The organism is Comamonas testosteroni (assembly GCF_014076415.1).
In the GTDB taxonomy this organism is placed as follows: domain Bacteria; phylum Pseudomonadota; class Gammaproteobacteria; order Burkholderiales; family Burkholderiaceae_C; genus Comamonas; species Comamonas testosteroni_F.
Genome location: NZ_CP043568.1, coordinates 1,752,584 through 1,770,164, shown reverse-complemented (window position 1 = coordinate 1,770,164; position 17,581 = coordinate 1,752,584). Strand labels below are relative to the sequence as shown.

The 17,581-nt window shown below is 56.8% G+C and carries 16 protein-coding genes, 1 other RNA gene and 1 pseudogene; 7 read left to right on the top strand and 11 right to left on the bottom strand.

All coding sequences use genetic code 11. The features are described 5' to 3' along the window. Positions 1-468: 468 nt before the first annotated feature. Positions 469-672, top strand: a pseudogene (locus F0P97_RS08040) (transposase); the annotation flags it as partial. A gap of 43 nt (positions 673-715) precedes the next feature. On the opposite strand, the gene F0P97_RS08035 reads toward F0P97_RS08040, so the two are convergent. Further along, positions 716-1,816, bottom strand: a complete 1,101-nt coding sequence (locus F0P97_RS08035) for a hypothetical protein (protein ID WP_182286346.1) — start codon at positions 1,814-1,816, stop codon at positions 716-718. A 416-nt stretch (positions 1,817-2,232) separates the two neighbouring features. On the opposite strand from F0P97_RS08035, the gene F0P97_RS08030 reads away from it, so the two are divergent. Next, positions 2,233-3,435 (top strand): sensor domain-containing diguanylate cyclase, encoded by a 1,203-nt coding sequence (locus F0P97_RS08030; RefSeq protein ID WP_182286345.1) that lies wholly within the window; start codon positions 2,233-2,235, stop codon positions 3,433-3,435. A 544-nt stretch (positions 3,436-3,979) separates the two neighbouring features. Then, positions 3,980-4,138, top strand: coding sequence for a hypothetical protein (locus F0P97_RS08025; RefSeq protein ID WP_182286344.1), 159 nt, complete (start codon positions 3,980-3,982; stop codon positions 4,136-4,138). Between the two features lie 141 nt (positions 4,139-4,279). On the opposite strand, the gene F0P97_RS08020 is transcribed toward F0P97_RS08025, so the two are convergent. Further along, positions 4,280-4,804, bottom strand: coding sequence for an SMI1/KNR4 family protein (locus F0P97_RS08020; protein ID WP_182286343.1), 525 nt, complete (start codon positions 4,802-4,804; stop codon positions 4,280-4,282). 105 nt (positions 4,805-4,909) lie between these two features. Here F0P97_RS08020 and F0P97_RS08015 point away from each other — a divergent pair, with 105 nt between their 5' ends. Both F0P97_RS08015 and F0P97_RS08010 read left to right on the top strand, forming a co-directional pair. Next, on the top strand, positions 4,910-5,383 hold the full coding sequence (locus F0P97_RS08015; RefSeq protein ID WP_182286342.1) for a hypothetical protein: 474 nt from the start codon (positions 4,910-4,912) through the stop codon (positions 5,381-5,383). A 46-nt stretch (positions 5,384-5,429) separates the two neighbouring features. Beyond that, complete coding sequence (locus F0P97_RS08010) at positions 5,430-5,684, top strand: hypothetical protein (RefSeq protein WP_182286341.1); 255 nt, start codon at positions 5,430-5,432, stop codon at positions 5,682-5,684. Here F0P97_RS08010 and F0P97_RS08005 read toward each other — a convergent pair whose 3' ends face one another. From F0P97_RS08005 to F0P97_RS07990, 4 genes are read right to left on the bottom strand one after another with little or no spacing between them, the layout of a single operon-like run. Next, on the bottom strand, positions 5,685-6,590 hold the full coding sequence (locus F0P97_RS08005; protein ID WP_182286340.1) for a TauD/TfdA dioxygenase family protein: 906 nt from the start codon (positions 6,588-6,590) through the stop codon (positions 5,685-5,687). It abuts the gene before it with no gap. Positions 6,591-6,634: 44 nt separating this feature from the next. Next, entirely contained in the window at positions 6,635-7,390 is a 756-nt protein-coding gene (locus F0P97_RS08000; RefSeq protein WP_182286339.1) for an ABC transporter permease, read from the bottom strand. Then, the gene (locus tag F0P97_RS07995; RefSeq protein WP_182286338.1) at positions 7,380-8,180 is read right to left on the bottom strand and encodes an ABC transporter ATP-binding protein; all 801 of its coding nucleotides are present in this window, start codon (positions 8,178-8,180) and stop codon (positions 7,380-7,382) included. Before F0P97_RS07995 ends, F0P97_RS08000 begins: the two co-directional genes overlap by 11 nt. A gap of 11 nt (positions 8,181-8,191) precedes the next feature. Next, the gene (locus tag F0P97_RS07990) at positions 8,192-9,184 is read right to left on the bottom strand and encodes an ABC transporter substrate-binding protein (RefSeq protein WP_182286337.1); all 993 of its coding nucleotides are present in this window, start codon (positions 9,182-9,184) and stop codon (positions 8,192-8,194) included. A 101-nt stretch (positions 9,185-9,285) separates the two neighbouring features. Between F0P97_RS07990 and F0P97_RS07985 the strand changes: the two genes are divergently transcribed. Then, positions 9,286-9,969 carry a Crp/Fnr family transcriptional regulator gene (locus F0P97_RS07985; RefSeq protein WP_182286336.1) on the top strand — a complete coding sequence of 228 codons (684 nt, stop codon included), beginning with the start codon at positions 9,286-9,288 and terminating at the stop codon, positions 9,967-9,969. 600 nt (positions 9,970-10,569) lie between these two features. Here F0P97_RS07985 and F0P97_RS07980 read toward each other — a convergent pair. The 5 genes from F0P97_RS07980 to ompA form a co-directional block, all read right to left on the bottom strand. Next, positions 10,570-11,838: a tyrosine-type recombinase/integrase gene (locus F0P97_RS07980; protein ID WP_182286334.1), complete on the bottom strand. Its 1,269-nt coding sequence runs from the start codon at positions 11,836-11,838 to the stop codon at positions 10,570-10,572. A gap of 283 nt (positions 11,839-12,121) precedes the next feature. Continuing rightward, positions 12,122-12,498, bottom strand: a transfer-messenger RNA (tmRNA) gene (gene ssrA / locus F0P97_RS07975). Positions 12,499-12,516: 18 nt separating this feature from the next. Next, positions 12,517-13,176 carry an HAD-IA family hydrolase gene (locus F0P97_RS07970; RefSeq protein WP_053284513.1) on the bottom strand — a complete coding sequence of 220 codons (660 nt, stop codon included), beginning with the start codon at positions 13,174-13,176 and terminating at the stop codon, positions 12,517-12,519. A gap of 5 nt (positions 13,177-13,181) precedes the next feature. Next, on the bottom strand, positions 13,182-13,895 hold the full coding sequence (ubiG, locus tag F0P97_RS07965) for a bifunctional 2-polyprenyl-6-hydroxyphenol methylase/3-demethylubiquinol 3-O-methyltransferase UbiG (protein ID WP_182286332.1): 714 nt from the start codon (positions 13,893-13,895) through the stop codon (positions 13,182-13,184). Positions 13,896-13,978: 83 nt separating this feature from the next. Beyond that, the gene (gene ompA, locus F0P97_RS07960) at positions 13,979-14,623 is read right to left on the bottom strand and encodes an outer membrane protein OmpA (RefSeq protein WP_003077020.1); all 645 of its coding nucleotides are present in this window, start codon (positions 14,621-14,623) and stop codon (positions 13,979-13,981) included. A 229-nt stretch (positions 14,624-14,852) separates the two neighbouring features. On the opposite strand from ompA, the gene gyrA reads away from it, so the two are divergent. Continuing rightward, complete coding sequence (gene gyrA, locus F0P97_RS07955; protein WP_182286331.1) at positions 14,853-17,549, top strand: DNA gyrase subunit A; 2,697 nt, start codon at positions 14,853-14,855, stop codon at positions 17,547-17,549. Positions 17,550-17,581 lie beyond the last annotated feature (32 nt).

Here is a 17,581-nt window from a genome sequence, read left to right as displayed (position 1 = left end):
AACTGCCGGTCGCTGCGCAATGAGCGCCAACTGACGTCGGCCTCTTCTGCCTAGTCGGAGCGACCGTGGTTATGACGCTCACGCCAGATGCATGGCCGATGTGACGCGAGCATCTATCAATACTGAAGCTACTTGTGCTTTCTGCATAAGCACTACGAAGCAAAACCATGACAAAGCTACTTGAAGGCCTGATCTTTCTCCTTGCTATATACGCGGAGACTGGCCTGGCTGGCCGTGCCAGAGGCTCAAGCCGATGAGCCGCAAGGCCTCACCCAGAGCCTGCGTGACAAACTCGTCTGCCCGGGCATGCATGCCGAGTGGTTGGACGACACATGGAGCAGTGTCTGAAGGAGGCACCTACCAGAACTATTGACCGCTGTGGATCATTTTTTCCTGATGGGAGCGACGCCCTCCGGATTGGAGTAGTGTCTGACTCCTGAGTCCCATCCCGAAGACAGGAGATTGGACGTGAAAAAGAGATTTACGGAAGAACAGGTCATTGGCTTCCTGCGAGAAGCGGAATCTGGACTGCCAGTGGCAGAGCTGTGCAGCCGGCACCGTTTTTCTGAGACCAGCTACTACCTCTGGCGTAACAAGTTCAGCGCCATGACCGTCTCGGACGCGAAACGGATCAAGGAGCTAGAGCTTGAAAACGCCCGTCTCAAGCGGCTGCGCTCTTTCACATGCGATCCTTGAACCGTTTACCAACGCCTATTCACGGTGTCAGCAACAGTACGCGATGGTTCAAGCGATCGGCAAGATACAGCACTCCTTCGTTCCCCACGCGCAGGCGCGCCTGCCTCAGGTTCAAGCGCATAGGCGCTTGGTCAGGCAGCCTAACCCAGGTCTCGGGCGGTAACACAGTCACAAAGCGACCTGTACTGGAATCAAGCTTGGCTAAGTGCCCCTCAACGGAGGCCTCGTATACATAAACTCGGCCTTCGGGATCCAGCGCCAAACTGGTGATGTATCCGAGCGAGCTGTTTGTGGATGGGCGGTCAGTTTGCAGAAGGCCCAATGTGCCATTGCCAGCCAGCACAGTGGCCGCAGGCGTATGTGGATTGGCAGGCGGGCCGCTCCATGCATCCAACCGAAGCAGGCGCATATTCGCGTTGTCAGCGACATAAATGCGCCCTTGTACATCTGCAGCTAGATCTGCCATGTAGTCGCCCCCTTCATTGCCACCCCATTGGGGGCTCGCCTCCTTGGGGTCATAAGCCACATCAAGCCGTCCGGTTCCAGTCTCCAGGCGATAGACTTTGCGTGAGCGATGCGGGCCTGCAATAAACCATAAGGCACCATCTGGCGTGCGTAGCAAAGACTCCGGCTTGGCCAGCGAATCGGCGTTGCCCTCTTTGCCATCACCAGCTACGCGGCGAATGCGCGCGGTCTCCAGGTCCACTGCGCGGATAACGTGATTGCCTGTGTCCGCTACATACAGAGTGTCGTCAGGTGTAAAAGCGATGCTATCAGGCGATTGAACATTCGCATCCAGAGCTTGGCCACTATCACTTTCAGGCGCATCCGTGCCCACCACAGTAACCCAGCTGCCGTCCAGCTCGCGCCGCGAAACACGATCACCGCCATACGGCTGCAGCACCCACAGCCGCCCTTGGGCATCTGGCAAAGCCAGAGATGGGCTGACTTTGTCGTTTATCACCTCCAAGGCGCGAATCGACATGGTTGAGTCAGCTGCGTGCACCTCGTCTTCCGGATTGAACTCGCCGCGCGCGTCGCCGCCACTAGCCCGCGATAGAGCCCAGCCTACAGCGACCAGCCCCAAAACCATGCTCAACATCACTGACCACTTGCGCATCGCGATTCTTCCTCCATCCGACCTTGCGCTGCGTATTCTCAGGCATGCGTTGCAAGCTGGCCGATGTCTGCCAAACAACGCGCGACACAGGAGCGCCCAATGGATCGGGCGAAGTGACCACAAAATGCCTCAACGACAAGCCTCGAAGGGATAGCAATAGGTCAAGTAAGTAGTTGACTGACATCCTTTCGAAGACACAACAGTAATGGGTTTTATTTGTTTTTGGAAATGAGTATCGACTGCGTCTACTTCTCCAAATTCGAATCCGGATGACACAGATCTGGCATTGGGCATTGCAATAGCTCTTGATGCCGCACACCAAGATGTACGAATAGCTGCCGAAGGCTGTCGCTTTGCAATCGAGGAGCAGGCAACGCTAAACCGTTTCGATCTTTGATCGAGGAGGCGATGGTCAGATGTTCGCGAATAACGACCTTATCCTGGTCCTGACGCCTTCGCTGGCGATACTGGTTCTGGCAACCATATTGATCGTTGCCTGGCTTGTCCAACGATCCCAGCGCTTTCTGCTTTGGCAGGCTTGCGCCTATTCACTCACTGCTCTGACTCTCGGGGCACAGACTCTACTTACTCTGGAGGAGCTGAATCGCTACGCACTACTGATCGGCAGTTGCTATCTGCTGAGCGCGTGGTGTCTTGCCAGAAGCTGGGCAGAGCGCTGGCGTGTATCCGCCCAACCGCATGCAGCATTGCTCATTGCTATAGTCACCCTGGCTGCGCTCTACCAATTCAGCCAGATCGCGCCAAATGTCTGGGCTCGGGTGAGCTCTTTCAGCGTGGGTTCCAGCCTTGTTTTACTGCTCCCCATCCTGCAGGTCCACTCGAAGAAAAACTCATTTGACTGGCTCGATAGATCGCTGCTCTGGCTAAGCATCCTCTTCACCACCTACACCTTCACTCGGCCCGCCTTGATCTGGCTGCTGGGATACACGGATCTACGAGCCCTGCCAAGGTCACCCTATTGGATCCTGACGCTGCTGAGCATTCTGAATTTCTCGTTGCTCTTCACTGTGGTGATGGCCGCAATTGCCGTGAAGGAAACAGTCGGCAAGCTGCGCATGGAACGAGACATTGATGCTTTGACGCTAATCCTGAATCGCCGGTCTTTTCAAGAACATGCCCAGAAGCGTCTCGCCGACATGAGACGCTATCCTATGGCAGTGCTGGCCTGCGACATAGACCATTTCAAACACATCAACGACACCTGGGGGCACGAGCGTGGCGATATGGTGCTGCAACTGGTTGCCTCAACTCTGCAAAACAATGTGCGAGAGCACGACCTGGTTGCTCGGTTCGGTGGCGAGGAGTTTGTGCTGCTATTGGCAGACATAACGCTGGGAGATGCGGAACTCATTGCGCAGCGAATCCAGCGTGATCTCGGGTCAAGGAATACCGTTCTTCCAACTGGCCCCAAATTGACCATGAGCTTCGGAATTTCATTGATCACCAACTCCCTCCAGTTTGAGCAAGCCATGAAGGAGGCCGATCGACTCCTTTACCAAGCCAAGAATGCGGGGCGTGATCGGGTTCATGTATCGGGGGTTTCCTATCCAGACATATCTGTAGAAACTCATCAGCTGTGGAGCAGACCTGCCGCTTAAAAGGCTCAGACAACAAGAGCCATTCAATTTCCCTACCTAACGCCAGCCACTGAACGGACCTTGCCAACTCGAGGAATTCCCACAATCAGGCGCTCTTCGAGTCTGCTACCTATCGCAGCCCCGACTCCACCTTCAAATCCAATGGCATGGACACACCGCCCATATTCAGTAAACGAGTGGACTGGGTAAGCAGTGTCGGAAACTGATGCGATCGCTTGCACGACCTCTGGATTGGTGCTGCTTGCGCTGCCTCCAATGACGTAAAAGTGTGCGCAGTGAGCACTCTGAAGCGCTTCGTGCCAACCTTGCCATTCACAGCCTTCGTCAAGACGAACGCTCCAGCCAACTCGCCACCCTGCTGACTGGCTTCAGCCCATATATGAAAGCCATCTACTTCACGATTGCCCATCTTCCTCTCCCTAGGCAAGTGCAGCGCACATGAAATAAAGCACCCGCGTCAACAAACCCAACGCACTGCGGACAGATTTCACCACAACACCCCAGCCCGCCATCGCGAGATTTTCTCATTCAGGGAGCCACCAATATGCAAGATAAGAACCCACTCGCTCACTACGGTGGCGTGTTGTCAGAGGCCGTGCAGGAGATCCCGGCAGCCAATGTACCCGCCTCTGAAGCAGTTGCATTCAGCGAGTACCTGAAAGACTGCGATCAGCGCTCGATCGTTGCAGACGTTGACGGATGATCACGGAGCCCCTAGCCTTGGGTGCAGCTTTGTATTGCGCCCGGCTGGTGCTGCTGTAGCGGGGCTTGGTTGACGAATACTGATTCATCGCCCGAGGCTATTCGACTCAGGGGGCCTATTTATGCAACAAAGCCCAATAAATTAGAGCTCACTTTCCAATGCCGGTTTATGTAAAAAATCTCTTAACGATAGAGCCAACAATCCCAATCCATCTCCCACAATTAAATTATCTACATAGTATCTCCAATGAAATATATTTCTGTAGGTGGGAGATTCAGGCCTCACATCATAAATAATATATGCGTCGCCATCATCATCGTATTCTGAACCAATTGCAATTAAGCCATTAGGTAGCAATGATCGGTGATCATACACTGACTCCTGCAATAATTTGGTTGAGCTCACTACTCTATCTGTAGAAGACAAGGTAGCCATAACAGCCACCCTCGTTATTCCATAATATATTGCTATAAAATTATCCAATTCATCCAGTGGGCTACATGCTTGATCGGCAACCAGATGGATATAATCCAAATATTCATCTGGCAAGCGAATCAACAACGCCTTTTCTAAATCAGAGATTCTCTTCTTTAGAAAGAGTGGCTCAACCATTAATTCCGGCTTATCTGTTTCCCATTTTGCCAAGTCTTCTTTTTTAATCTTCATACTTAAAATCCTCACCGCGCCACCTTGAGCCACCGCCTACATGGCGGTGTCCCATTATTAGCAGCACCCATCTCACTATTCTTGATTTCCGTGACATGCGCTCACATGAGCTTAGCGACATCAGTTGGTGTTGCGCGCCTGGAGGATAAGCCAGGCGGCGCGATCACTGGCTTCAACGCCGAGATCCGCATCGATTGCACCGACTGCGGCCAGAAGTTCCAGTTTCCGGGACCTGAGCCTGGCATGGACCTGCAAGGTGCACTCTGCTCACTGGACGGCCTGGGGGCAAGGATTGCCATCAGCCCTGAAGGATCGCGCCCCAATCCAATTCAGCGCAAGGCTTATGGCATCACCGGCCACCTGTCCTGGCAGTCACTGAAATCTGCATCCACCCCACACACCAGCCACTCGGCGGGTTTTCTCTTTTGGAGCCTCCGGCTTGATGTTCAATGCACCCTTGGTGCGCGCCATCCTGAGCGACTGGCGAAGCCACAGCCAGCTCTGTACCAAGGCATGGTAATGCAGCCTACAGCAGCGACCGCCATCTTTGGCTGCCAGACGGCCGCATCGATGCACTAACCGAACCAGCGAAGGAGCAACGCGCCAACCTGGTGACCGCATCTATGTGCGCGAGACATTCGCCCGCGCTCCCACTGTCTGCGGCAACGAAGAGCTGGTCTATACAACCGACTATCAAGACGGCAGCGACAAAGCCTCCGGAGTCAAATACACGCCTTGTCTGCTCATGCCGAAGAAGGCGGGACGCATTTGGCTGGAAATCACTGGAGTCCGCGTGGAACGCCTGCAGGGCATCAGCGAGCAAGACGCCATAGCCGAGGGCATCAAGCGCTCGGAAGACTTTTTCGGATGCCCGTGCTGACTAGTTCAGGCCGCTTGAACCTGGGGGAGCTATCAATGAAGACGGTGTATCGAAGGTGACTCGTTGGTTTACCCGGTGATGGGGCCAATAATCCGCGACGGCGTAGTGCTGCGTGCTCCGGTTGTCCCATATCGCAATGCCGCCAGCTTCCCACTGGTGATGCACCATGAACTCTGGTCTCTGTAGCCAGCCAAGCAGAAAGTGAAGGACTCCACGAGCTTCATGGCGGTCGACTCCAATGATGTTTCGGGTGAAGTCGGCATTCACGAATATGCATTTACGGCCAGAGTCAGGGTTCACTCGAACCACGGGATGTGTGACAGGCTTGCCCGCCTGGATTGCAGCGATGAGCGCTTCATCTCCCTTTTTTCCAAGGTATTCACGAAAGCCTGATTGCTCCCAGGTGTGTACGGCACTCAACCCCTCCAAGTACTGCTGCATGCCGGGCGATAGCCATTCATAGGCCTTGCTGGTGCTGCTCCAGCAAGTGTTTCCTCCTGCTGGAGGAGTCACTGTGATCTGTATCGCGGTTCCCAATGGGGGGTTGAGTTTCCAGCTGATGTCTGTATGCCAGTTGTCGATGGCAGGCGGTCGGTCGCGGTCGGACACGATCATTTCCATCTCGGGCGCATTCGCGTTGCGGTCAAAATAGGAGCCGTTTGAGATCGGTCCAAATACCTGTCCCAATGCGATGTGTTGCTCTGGTGTGATTGTTTGCGGCTTAAAGAAGATGACCTCGAAGTCGAACAACGCCTGGCGAAGTTCAGCCTTAACTTCATCAGTCAGAGGCGTCGTGAGGTCAACGCCTTCAATCCAAGCCGCGAAGTTCGGCATTCTGGGAACTGGCTGTATGTGCTTGTAGCGGCTAGCAATATCGATCAACTCCATGGGTGTGGTATTAGCCATGTTCAATTCCTTTCAGGAATAGCAGGTGGTAGTGAGGGAACTGCTTACTGCCAGTGCAGCAGGCGTTTTTCGAGCCAGGTCATGAAGCGCACGATGCCAACCCCTAGCAGTGCGAGTACCAGCAGGAGAGCCATGACGCCATTGATATCGAAGGTGGAGCCGAGATAGGCCAAGGTTTGGCCCAGGCCCTTTTCGCTTGCGATGATTTCGGTACCGACAACTCCGAGCAGGGCATAGATCAACCCAAGCCTGAGGCCTGAAAAGATCACGGGGACCGCACCAGGCAAGGTGACCTCGAAGAATGTTGTGCCGGCTTTCGCCCCCAACGTCCTGCATAGCGTCAAGTGGTCCTGGCTTACCCCGCGGATGCCGGCCACAGTCGCAGAGAGAACGATGAAGAAGGTGAGCGAGCAGCCAACGGCAATCTTGCTGCCTATTCCAAGGCCGAACCACAGAATGAACAGCGGTGCCAGAGCAATGCGTGGCATCACATTGAGCGCGTTGAAGTAGGGGTCGGCGAACTTCTCGATCGCAGGCCATCGAACAAAAATGAGTCCAACGGCGAATGCAGCCAGGCTGCCCAGCACAAAAGACGCGCCTACCGCTGTCAGAGTCCAGCCCAGGTCGCTCCAAAACTTTGCTGTTCTTACGTTTTCCCAAAGGTAGGCCAACACTCCACGTGGTTGGCCAAAAAATGTCGGATCAACCCATTTGCGCGAAGCGGCGATCTCGGCAAATCCCAGCATCAAGGCTATGAAAACGATGTGCCAGAGCACCCATTGCAGTCGATTAGCCTTCATGGTGTACCCATCCCGATTCAAGCTGCGACCACAGAGTCGCAAAGAGTTCGTGGAAACGTGGCGACTTTTGCAATTCACGAATTGAACGAGGTCGCGGTAGGTCAATCGGCACGTCTGCAATGATGCGTCCTGGCTGGGACGACATCACGATCACGCGATCGGAAACGGCGACAGCCTCTGCCAAATCGTGAGTTACGAACAAAGCCGTTTGTCGGTGCTGATGACAGAGACGCAGAAGCAAATCTTGAAGCTGCAACTTGGTTTGCGCATCAAGTGCGCCAAATGGTTCATCCATCAAGAGCAATGGTGCATCCAATGCAAATGTCCGTGCGAGCGCAGTACGCTGACGCATCCCGTGTGAAAGCGCTTTCGGCAACACATTGGCGTGCTCTGCAAGGCCTACCTCGGCGAGCGTTTTTCGTGCACGTTCAAGGCTTTGATCCTTGGTTCGCCCTCTGATCTTCGAGCCAAAGGCGGCGTTATCCAAGGCGGAGCACCACGGCAAGAGGCTATCGCGCGCGAGCATGTAGCCGATTTGGGGATTACCGCATCGTGGAGGGCGACCCATCACTTTGATGGATCCGGAACCCGTGTGTTCGACCAGGCCGGCACACAGATTGAGCAAGGTTGTCTTGCCGCAGCCACTTGGGCCAACGAGAGAGACAAATTCGCCTTCGGCAATATTCAGAGAGATGTCCGCCAGAACAGGCTTGTTGCCGCCGAAGCTCAAATGCAGGCCATCTACGGCAACCGCAGGCTCTCTGGAGGCAAGAGCGTTGGGAATGGGCATATCGCCTCCGCTCACTGCACCAGCAGCGTAGAGGTGTCCACCACCTTGCTGATCTGGCCTGTACGTTGCATATACCTCGCTGCTTCCTGGAAGGCCTTGGGGTCTACAGGAAATTGCAAAGTGGGCAAAGAGTTACGCAGCGAGACCTCAAGAATCTGGTCTCCATTAGGAACATTGATCTTGAAGGTGTCTTGCGCAATCTTGAGCAGCGCCGCAAAGTTTGCGGGGTTCTGCGCAAACTCACTCGCTTCAGTCATGGCCCTTCGGTACCCCTCTATCGCCTTAGAATTCTTCTGAAGAAATTCATCACGCACGACTTGCAGCATCGAGGCTCCTTTAGTCTCCAGGACATCACTGGGACCTTGCCCCTTGCGGGGATCAACCACTATCCGGCAGATCTGCGACACTTCGCAAAAGCCGTCCATCGGGGTGAAAAGCATCAGCCCATCAATCTGCTTCTGCGAGATCGCAGGAAAGGCTGTGTTGGGCGAGCCGACCGCAACAATCGTGACGTCCTGGGCAGACATGCCTGCCCCCTTGAGCAGGCTCACCAACTGGAACTCGGCTGCGCTGCCTCTTGCTGTAACACCGATTTTCTTGCCTTTGAAATCCTGCATGACCACCGGATATCCTTTGGCCGCATTGGGCGTATCCAAGCCAGCTCCCGCCATGAGGAAGAATGTGGGCCCGCTAGCTCCGCTGCCAATCGCTTTGACTGCAACTCCCTTGTTCACAGCCTGGACAAGAACCTCCGGAGGCGTAAATGCGACGTCGAGATCTCCCGCCAGCAGTGTCTGCATTGCTAACGGAGCCTGCGGAATGCTGCGCAATTCGCACGTGATGGCATGCTTTGCACAGAGTCCATTCGCATTGGCGACACGAACTAGAAAGTTGCCCAAGCCTGGATAGTCCTGTATGCGCAAGACGGTGGACTGAGCCATAGCCGAAGTGGATAGCGCCGATACAGAAGCTATAGCGAGAGCGATCAGTTTTTTTCGAATCATGGGAATCCGTTCCGTTGGAGAGAGCGTTACGACAATCGGTATGCAAACGGATTTAAAAATCGACCAGTCAATTGAATTGCGCCTCAGGTGACAATGTTCGGATGAACACCAAGCTCGACTTCCCTAGGCGTCTATCGGGTGACCGTTATCGCGTGGATTGGCTGGCGAACTTCCCTGAGCCCTCTATGCAACGGCTTCGTGCCATTGGCATCAAGCGAACGTTTCACGACGGCCAAGTCGTACAGAAAAGAGGTGACTCTGCACATCACGTGCTGGTGGTGTTGTCAGGACGTCTGCGCTCTGTGGGCTACACCGCAGCAGGGGCCGAGCAATTTACGCGCTGGATGGAACCAGGCGAAATCAGCGGTTTCAGTTCGGTGTTGGGAAATGCGCCTGTGCCGGTAGACCTTGTCGCAGCCGGAGACGTCGAACTTCTAATCTTGCCAAGTCAGCCCTTGCTCGAGGTTTTGGCAAGCGATGCTCTGGCATCTTTGGCAGTTGCACGTGCACTAAGTCTGCGCGTGAACGAATTGTTCGACATGATCTTTATCAGGGCGGAGGAGACACTCAATGCGAGAGTTTGGGCGACATTGCAACGCATAGCAGCGGAAAACGGAAAGCCTGCTCACGGCAATGTCGTGCTTCTCATCTCTCAAGGTGATCTCGCGCATGCCGTTGGAGCGTCTCGCCAAAAAGTCAACGTCGAACTGCGCAAACTTCAAGCACAACAGAAAATTCGCCTGGGTTATCGCTGGATTGAAATTTCCTGCGGCACACAACCCTGAGCAAGTCCATCATCCGCAGGCTTCATTTAAACCCGTGCTCTTCATGAAAGTTCAGCATGAATTGCAGAGTGGGCTTCCGAAGGAAAATCGGGCTGGCAGCACGCCATAGCTCGGTGATATACGAGGATGGGGACAAACAGTAGACTTGGCGCATAGGTATCAGATCACCGGGTCAACATCTCTCAGTTCATTGCATCCCGGCGTTACCAACTCGGCGCAAAGCAACCGCTGCTTCATAGGGTATGAGCGGCTGCAATGGATCGGCAGCACCTGTTCATAAGCCGTGAAAGCGGACTTCCAGCAACCTATCGACCTGCAACTGGCGGCCACTATCCACTGCTCACCTAAAACCCGTCAGTGGACAGTCGCCGGCGCCAATGCTCGGATGGCCGTTATGAAGCGGCGATCGATAGATCGCGATGCGGCTAGGAGGTGCAGCAAGCGCTGCGTAGGCAGTATTGGCATACTGAAGCAATGGACCTTGAGGAGCCCGCTGTGGCGTGCTGTAGCGTGCTGTGGCGGCCTTCGATCTTGTGCGCTATTTACTCCACATTCGAGCAGAATTCGAAATCTTGAACAGGCAAGACACACTGCCCGCGCTTATTGCACTGGGCTGTGTGTCATTTGGCTTTGTTTTTGCGAAAGCTTGATCACGTTAACGCCATCGCGTAAACGATCCAAGTAATCAGCCCACCCCTGAACCAGATCAAAGCGCTTGGCCAGGTACTTGGTGCGGTTGTAGCTGCGGCCGTTGGCATCTTTCACGGCATGGGCCAGGTTGGCCTCGATGGCCAGCGGATCCAGATCCAGCTGATCCACCAGCATGGTGCGGGCGCTGGCTCTGAAGCCATGCCAGCTTTGCTCCGTGCCGAAGCCCAGCCCATAGACGGCGCTGCGCACGGAGTTGTCGGACATGGGGCGGTCGTGGTTGCGCTGGCCGGGGAACACATAGCGGCCGTGGCCTGTGAGGGAGTGCAGCTCTCGCAGCAGATCCACCGCCTGCACGGGCATGGGCACCACGTGCGGCTCTCCGTTTTCTTTCTCCTGCCTGGTACGCTTCATCTTTTCGCTGGGAATGGTCCACAGGCCGGCATCCAGATCCAGCTCGGCCCATTCCATCATGCGCAGATTGCCGGGGCGCTGGTACAGCAAGGGTGCCAGCAGCAAGGCGGTGCGCACCAGCGGCCCGCCTTTGTAGGCATGCATGGTCCGCAGCAGCTCGCCAAAGCGCTGGGGCTCGACGATGGCTGCAGAGTTCTTTGCATGGTACGGGGTGAGGCGGCTTTTCAGGCCTTCGGTAATGTCGCGCTGGCTGTTGCTGGCGGTGGGTAGCCAGTAGCGCCATATCTGGCGGGCCAGCATGAGTGCCCGGTCGGCCGTCTCCAGTGCGCCGCGCTCTTCGATCTTCTGCAAGACGGACAGCAGCTCCATGGGCTCGATGCCGGCCATGGGCCTCTGGCCCAGCCACGAGAACAGGTCGCGCTCCAGCTGCCTCAAGGTGCGTTCAGCATGCCCGGCACTCCAGCCGGCCACCTGCTTGCCGTGCCAGTCCAGCGCCACGGCCTGGAAGCTATCCCCGCGATCGAGCCCGCCTTTGAGCTTTTCCAGCTTGTGGGCCTCGATAGGGTCGCTGCCCTGCGCACGTTGCATCTTGGCAACATCACGCGCTTTGCGGGCTGCGGTCAGCCCTACGGCGGGGTAACTGCCCAAAGCAAGCTGCTTTTCTTTTCCGTCGGTACGGTACTTGTAGAACCAGCGCTTGGAGCCGCTGGGGCTGACTTGCAGGTACAGCCCGCCAGCATCGGTGAAGCGCGCCTGCTTGCGATCAGGTGGGCAGATGGCGTTGCGGCAGTGGGCATCGGTCAGCATGGGGTACAGCCTTCCTAGGTGGGGGTACAAATTCCCGCTCTCAGCCCCAGGGTGGGGGTACAACGTATAGGCCGCCAGGCCGCATGGTTGCTGGGTTTGACCTGAAAGTGGGGGTACAACTTAGCCAAAGTATAGGCTTTTGGCGAGTTGTACCCCCACTTGTACCCCCACTTTGCCTCGGATGCCCACGAACCTTGGCGGACGATTACGGAAGGCAAGTCATTGATTTATCATAGAAAAAGGGCGTTCACTGGACTTCAGTGAACGCCCTTGGACGTTATGGTGGTGGAGCTGGCGGGAATTGAACCCGCGTCCGTAAGCCTTCGCCGGACAGATCTACATGTTTAGTGCTCTGTTTTAAATCTTGCCACCCAAACCCCGCAGGCACACGCTGCCTGGGTAGCCAGCTTCCTAAAATCTCGCCGAATACCAAGAAGCCCGGTATCCAGCCAGCTAATGTAAATTCCCTTGCAGCCGGGAGGTATTGCTACCCCCTTGCCCAGCCCACTAGCGTGCTGTTGCAAGGCTCACCGGATTAAGCGGCGAGTGCGAAACGTTCGTCGTTTGCAGTTAGTTTTTTGAATGGAGATTTACGAGCGTCACTCAAGCTCGACATGCACCGCACCGGTCCCGAACCCACGTCGAAACCAGGACAGCCCCTTAATTCCTATTCTAGCCTCATCCCAGCAACTTTAACAGCTCAAGCGGTGAATTGATATGTGCATCAGCCCCCCAATGAACCGTATCTGCTGTTGCACCCAGGTAGCCATAGCGTGCAGCTACAGTTTTCATGCCCGCTGCTGCGCCCGCCTGGATATCGCGCTCGTCATCTCCGACATAGATGCAGTGCTCGGGAGCAATCTGCATGCGTCGTGCGGCTTCGAACAGAGGCTCGGGGTGAGGCTTGGCATGCGGCGTCGTGTCCCCGCTCACCACGGCCGCAGCCTGGGCAAACAAGGGCATCTGACGAGTCAACGGGTCGGTGAAGCGCATGGACTTGTTGGTCACCACCCCCCATAACAACGGGCCGGCTTCCAATGCCCGGATCAACTCGGGCACGCCATCAAAAGCATAGGTGCGCTCGGTCATGCATTGCTCGTAATTGCGAAAGAACTCCTCGCGCATTTCCGCAAAGCCTGCAGACTCAGGCGTCATGCCGAACGCAATACCCAGCATTCCACGAGCCCCAGCCCCGGCCATATGGCGGTAGGCATGGAGAGGCAGCGACGGCATGCCGCGATCCACACGCATCTTGTCCGCCGCAGCACCCAGATCAGGAGCGCTGTCGATCAAAGTGCCATCCAGATCAAAAAGAACGGCTCTAACGTGCTTCCACATGGCTGTCACTCCTGCGGGCGGCGTGTTGCCAGCATGTAATTGACCGAGGTGTCATTGCTGAGCCAATAGCGGCCCGAGATCGGGTTGTGCTCCATGCCTTTGCTGCCTTGCACATCCAGGCCGGCTTCGCGCACAAAGCGGGCCAACTCGCTTGGGCGCAGCAACTTGGCATACTCATGAGTGCCTTTGGGAATCATCTTGAGCAGGTATTCGGCAGCGACGATCGCCAGCGCAAAAGCCTTGGCATTGCGATTGATGGTGGAAAAAAACACCCAGCCGCCAGGCTTGGCCAGTTGGGCACATGCCCGCACGATGGACGCAGGATCGGGCACATGCTCCAGCATTTCCATACAGGTCACCACATCAAAACTGGCCGGCTGCTCCTGCGCCAGTTGCTCGACGCTGACCTCATGGTATTGAATATTGGGCGTTCCCGCCTCCAGAGCATGCAACTGCGCGACGCGCAAAGCCTTGGTTGCCAGATCGATACCCACCACCTTGGCCCCTTTGCGCGCCATGGAGTCCGCCAAAATGCCTCCGCCACAGCCCACATCCAGCACACGCTGGTTCGCCAATGGTGCCTGGGCGTTGATCCAGTCCAGTCTCAGGGGGTTGATCTGATGCAGTGGCTTGAATTCACTCTCGGGATCCCACCAGCGATGGGCCAGGCTGGAGAATTTTTCCAGTTCTGCCGGGTCGGCATTGATAGTGTTGCTCATGGTGCAATTGTCCGCGATTACCGCGATGGATCGGGCATAAAAAAAGCCCCGTTACCGGGGCCTTTTGTGTAGCAATCGAAAGATTACTGAGCAGCCTTGGTGCCCACAACTTCGATTTCCACGCGACGGTTTTGAGCGCGACCAGCAGCAGTCTTGTTGTCTGCCACGGGTTGCTTCTTGCCCTTGCCTTCGGTGTACACGCGGCTCTTTTCGATGCCCTTGGACACCAGATAAGCCTTCACAGCTTCAGCGCGACGCACCGACAGCTTCTGGTTGTAAGCATCGGAACCGATGGAGTCAGTGTGACCCACGGCGATGATGACTTCCAGGTTGATGTCCTTGATCTTGCCGGTCAGGTCATCCAGCTTAGCCTTGCCTGCGGGCTTCAGCACGGACTTGTCGAAGTCGAAGAAAGCGTCAGCAGAGTAGGTAACCTTAGATGCCACTGCAGGCTGGGGAGCCACAGGAGCGGGAGGCACAACGGCGGGAGCGGGAGCAGCAACCTGGGCCTTCAGAGCACCGTCGCAATCAACAGCGGCAGTAGCAGGAGTCCAGTTGGCATCGCGCCAGCACAGTTCGTTCGTGCCGTTCTTCCACACCAGTTCGCTGGTGCCGTTTTGCCAGTTGTCGATAGTCTTGCCACCGTCAGCAGCCTTCACTTGTGCGCCAGCGGCTGTCACGAGGGCAGCAGAGGCAAACAACATCGCCACTTTGTTCAGTTTCTTCATGGTTCTCCTCTTGGGGAAAAAGCCGCAGCAGGGCTGCGAATCTGTGGACGTCATCAGTGACCATCACCAAAAACGTTGAAATGATTGTGCCATACGTAACATGCAAGAGTGTTGTCAACTAGGCACCAACAAGTAGGACAGCTATGTAATTCCTCAGTTATGTTGCTCTGCTGCCACACGCCATTCGACCTAAAATGGCTGTTTTCCAGCCGTCAAAGTATCACTAGACATGACCCAGTTTGCTAAAGAAACTCTGCCCATCAGCCTTGAAGAGGAGATGCGTCGCAGTTATCTCGATTACGCCATGAGCGTGATCGTGGGCCGGGCGCTTCCTGATGCGCGTGATGGCCTCAAGCCCGTGCACCGCCGCGTTCTGTACGCCATGCACGAACTCAATAACGACTGGAACCGCCCCTATAAGAAGTCGGCGCGTATCGTCGGTGACGTCATCGGTAAGTACCACCCTCACGGCGACATCGCGGTCTACGACACCATCGTGCGTATGGCGCAGGACTTCTCGCTGCGCCACATGCTGGTCGATGGTCAGGGCAACTTCGGCTCGGTGGACGGTGACAGCGCCGCCGCCATGCGTTACACGGAAATCCGCCTCTCCAAGATCGCTCATGAAATGCTGGGCGACATCGACAAGGAGACCGTGGACTTCGGCCCCAACTACGACGGCTCCGAGCAGGAGCCGCTGGTGCTGCCAAGCCGCCTGCCTAACCTGCTGGTCAACGGCTCCTCCGGTATTGCCGTGGGTATGGCCACGAATATCCCGCCGCACAACCTCAATGAGGTAGTGGACGGCTGCCTGCATTTGCTGCAGAACCCCGAAGCTTCCATCGACGAGCTGATGGAGATCATTCCCGCGCCCGACTTCCCCACGGCCGGCATCATCTACGGCATCAACGGTGTCAAGGAAGGCTATCGCACCGGCCGTGGCCGCGTGGTGATGCGTGCCAAGTGCCACTTCGAGGACATCGACAAGGGCCAGCGTCAGTCCATCATCGTTGACGAGCTGCCCTACCAGGTCAACAAGAAGACGCTGCAGGAGCGCATGGCCGAGCTGGTGCACGAAAAGAAGATCGAGGGCATCAGCCATATCCAGGACGAGTCGGACAAGTCCGGCATGCGCCTGGTGATCGAATTGAAGCGCGGCGAAGTGCCCGAGGTGGTGCTCAACAACCTCTACAAGCTGACCCAGCTGCAAGACACCTTCGGCATGAACATGGTGGCCCTGGTCAACGGCCAGCCCAAGCTCTGCAACCTGAAGGATCTGATCCAGGTCTTCCTGGAGCACCGCCGCGAAGTGGTGACCCGCCGCACCGTGTTCGAGCTGCGCAAGGCACGCGACCGCGGCCATGTGCTGGAAGGTCTGGCCGTCGCACTGGCCAATATCGACGACTTCATCGCCATCATCCGCAACGCTCCCACACCTCCCGTGGCCAAGGCCGCGCTGATGGAAAAATCCTGGGACAGCAAGCTGGTGCGCGAGATGCTCACCCGCACGCGCACCGACGGCGGCGTGGTCAATGCCGACGACTATCGCCCCGAGGGCCTGGAAGTCGAATTCGGTATGCAGCAAAACGGCCTGTACCGCCTGTCCGAGACCCAGGCCCAGGAAATTCTGCAGATGCGCCTGCAACGCCTGACGGGCCTTGAGCAAGACAAGATCGTGGCCGAGTACAAGGACGTCATGTCGGTCATCGAAGACCTGCTGGACATCCTGGCCAAGCCCGAGCGCGTCTCCATCATCATTGGCGAAGAACTCAACGCCGTGAAGGCCGAGTTCGGTCAGTCCAAGAAGGGCGAGCGTCGCTCCACCGTGGAGTACAGCGCGCAGGACCTGTCCACCGAAGACCTGATCACGCCCACCGACATGGTGGTGACGCTCTCGCACACCGGCTACATCAAGAGCCAGCCCCTGTCCGAGTACCGCTCGCAAAAGCGCGGCGGCCGCGGCAAGCAAGCCACGGCTACCAAGGAAGACGACTGGATCGACCAGCTCTTCATCGCCAACACGCACGACTATCTGCTGTGCTTCTCCAACCGCGGCCGCATGTACTGGCTCAAGGTCTGGGAAGTGCCCTCGGGTTCGCGCGGCTCGCGCGGTCGCCCCATCGTCAACATGTTCCCGCTGCAGGAAGGTGAGAAGATCAACGTGGTGCTGCCGCTGACCGGCGAAAACCGCAGCTTCCCCGAAGATCACTTCGTCTTCATGGCCACCAGCATGGGCACCGTCAAGAAGACGGCGCTGACCGAGTTCAGCAACCCGCGCAAGGCCGGCATCATTGCCGTGGGCCTGGACGAGGGCGACTATCTGATCGGCGCTGCGCTGACCGACGGCAAGCATGATGTGATGCTGTTCAGCGACGGCGGCAAGGCGGTGCGCTTTGACGAGAACGATGTGCGCCCCATGGGCCGCAATGCGCGCGGCGTGCGTGGCATGAACATCGAGGAGCATCAGAACGTGATCGCCATGCTGGTCGCCGAGGCCGACGACGGCACGGGCAATGTGGTGGCCGGCTCGCAAAGCGTGCTGACTGCCACCGAAAACGGCTACGGCAAGCGCACGGCCATCAGCGAATACACGCGCCACGGCCGCGGCACCAAGGGCATGATTGCAATCCAGCAGTCCGAGCGCAACGGCAAGGTTGTGGCCGCCACCCTGGTGGCGCCCGAGGACGAGATCATGCTGATTACCGACACCGGCGTGCTGGTGCGTACCCGGGTGGCGGAAATCCGCGAGCTGGGCCGCGCCACACAGGGCGTGACGCTGATCAACCTGGACGAAGGTGCCAAGCTCATCGGCCTGCAGCGCATCGTCGAAAATGATGCGAACGACAATGCCGGCGAGGACGGCGAAGCCGATGACTCCGGCAGCGCCGGCGCCGAAGGCGCGCCCGAGTCCGGCGACGCCTCCTGATCGGCCAGCCCCGGCTGCCCCGATACGGACCG

Bases quoted from the DNA above. Each gene is read 5' to 3' on its own strand.
- ubiG (WP_182286332.1), bottom strand. From the start codon at position 13,895: ATGAGCAACACTATCAATGCCGACCCGGCAGAACTGGAAAAATTCTCC.
- F0P97_RS08005 (WP_182286340.1), bottom strand. From the start codon at position 6,590: ATGGCTAATACCACACCCATGGAGTTGATCGATATTGCTAGCCGCTAC.
- F0P97_RS07970 (WP_053284513.1), bottom strand. From the start codon at position 13,176: ATGTGGAAGCACGTTAGAGCCGTTCTTTTTGATCTGGATGGCACTTTG.
- F0P97_RS07980 (WP_182286334.1), bottom strand. From the start codon at position 11,838: ATGCTGACCGATGCCCACTGCCGCAACGCCATCTGCCCACCTGATCGC.
- F0P97_RS08015 (WP_182286342.1), top strand. From the start codon at position 4,910: ATGAGCTTAGCGACATCAGTTGGTGTTGCGCGCCTGGAGGATAAGCCA.
- F0P97_RS07990 (WP_182286337.1), bottom strand. From the start codon at position 9,184: ATGATTCGAAAAAAACTGATCGCTCTCGCTATAGCTTCTGTATCGGCG.
- F0P97_RS07995 (WP_182286338.1), bottom strand. From the start codon at position 8,180: ATGCCCATTCCCAACGCTCTTGCCTCCAGAGAGCCTGCGGTTGCCGTA.
- F0P97_RS08030 (WP_182286345.1), top strand. From the start codon at position 2,233: ATGTTCGCGAATAACGACCTTATCCTGGTCCTGACGCCTTCGCTGGCG.
- F0P97_RS07985 (WP_182286336.1), top strand. From the start codon at position 9,286: ATGAACACCAAGCTCGACTTCCCTAGGCGTCTATCGGGTGACCGTTAT.
- F0P97_RS08000 (WP_182286339.1), bottom strand. From the start codon at position 7,390: ATGAAGGCTAATCGACTGCAATGGGTGCTCTGGCACATCGTTTTCATA.
- F0P97_RS08035 (WP_182286346.1), bottom strand. From the start codon at position 1,816: ATGCGCAAGTGGTCAGTGATGTTGAGCATGGTTTTGGGGCTGGTCGCT.
- F0P97_RS08020 (WP_182286343.1), bottom strand. From the start codon at position 4,804: ATGAAGATTAAAAAAGAAGACTTGGCAAAATGGGAAACAGATAAGCCG.
- gyrA (WP_182286331.1), top strand. From the start codon at position 14,853: ATGACCCAGTTTGCTAAAGAAACTCTGCCCATCAGCCTTGAAGAGGAG.
- F0P97_RS08025 (WP_182286344.1), top strand. From the start codon at position 3,980: ATGCAAGATAAGAACCCACTCGCTCACTACGGTGGCGTGTTGTCAGAG.
- ompA (WP_003077020.1), bottom strand. From the start codon at position 14,623: ATGAAGAAACTGAACAAAGTGGCGATGTTGTTTGCCTCTGCTGCCCTC.